Genomic DNA, 1,166 nt, shown 5'->3' with positions numbered 1-1,166 from the left:
AAACTGTCACCCATCTAATCAGTCCATTCTGTTACCTATCTATCCGGTTCGGACACCGGCACCTTCTCCCCGTCACTATACGGGGAGAAGTGCCCGGCAGGGCGATGAGGGGCAGCGCAAACCTGTGGCGATTGTCCTAGGCAACGCCGTTTCTCATTGCCATTTTGTTCCGTTGTATGAATCTGCTCCCTTGGAGCGGAGCGACTGATTCGATGCGTGAGATCATCTTCGACACGGAAACCACCGGCCTCGATTCGCGCGACGACCGCGTCATCGAGCTTGGCGGCGTCGAGCTGGTCAACCGCTTTCCGACCGGCAGGACCTTCCACCACTACATCAACCCGCAAGGCCGCGCGATCCACGCCGAGGCACAGGCCGTGCACGGCATCAGCGCGGCGGATCTCGCGGGCAAGCCAACCTTTGCCGAGATTGTGCAGGAGTGGCTGGACTTCACCGACGGCGCCAAGCTGGTCGCCCACAACGCCACTTTCGATGTCGGCTTCCTCAACGTCGAATTCGGCCGGCTTGGTCACCCGGTCATAGACAATGGTTTTGTCGTCGACACGCTGGCGCTGGCGCGCCGCAAGCACCCGATGGGCCCCAATTCGCTCGATGCGCTCTGCCGGCGCTACGGCATCGACAACACCAAGCGCACCAAGCACGGCGCCCTGCTCGATTCCGAATTGCTGGCCGAGGTCTATATCGAGCTGATCGGCGGCAAGCAGGCGGCCCTCATCCTCGACAGCGCCACCGCGCCGGCGCAAGGCGAGAATGTCCGCCAGATCGAAATCATCATCAGCCAGCGCCCGGCACCCCTGCCGCCGCGTGTCACCGAAGCCGAACGCGCCCTGCACGCCGGCATGGTCGGGACGCTTGGCGAAAAGGCGCTGTGGCTGAAGGTTGCGGTTGGCTGAGCAAGACGGAACAATGTCGTTCCGCAGCGATCCTTCACACCTCCCTCTGTCCTGCCAGCGTTTCCAAAACAAAAAACCCGGCGCGAGGCCGGGTTTTCAACAATTCGTGGCAGCCGAGCTCAGCTCAGCTCACCTTGACCTTTGACGCCTCGTCCTCGGCCAGCTTCTGCTGGAACATCTGGGCGAAGTCGATGGGGTCGAGCATCAGCGGCGGGAAGCCGCCATTGCGGGTTGCCTCGGCGATGATCTGGC

Annotated in this window: 1 protein-coding gene and 1 pseudogene (1 of these 2 running past the window's edge); one reads left to right on the top strand and one right to left on the bottom strand. The window is 62.3% G+C overall.

The annotated features are described in order from the left end of the window. Window positions 1–212 precede the first annotated feature (212 nt). Window positions 213–914 (top strand): DNA polymerase III subunit epsilon, encoded by a 702-nt coding sequence (dnaQ, locus tag EOB59_RS33365; protein ID WP_127808571.1) that lies wholly within the window; start codon window positions 213–215, stop codon window positions 912–914. A gap of 124 nt (window positions 915–1,038) precedes the next feature. Here dnaQ and secB read toward each other — a convergent pair. After that, window positions 1,039–1,166, bottom strand: a pseudogene (secB, locus tag EOB59_RS33360) (protein-export chaperone SecB); it runs 387 nt beyond the window's last position.

Origin of the sequence: Mesorhizobium sp. M7A.F.Ca.MR.176.00.0.0, assembly GCF_004023165.1 — a bacterium.
Taxonomy (GTDB): Bacteria; Pseudomonadota; Alphaproteobacteria; order Rhizobiales; family Rhizobiaceae; genus Mesorhizobium.
Note: the sequence above shows the minus strand (reverse complement) of the source record. Positions and strands in the feature narration are given on the sequence as shown.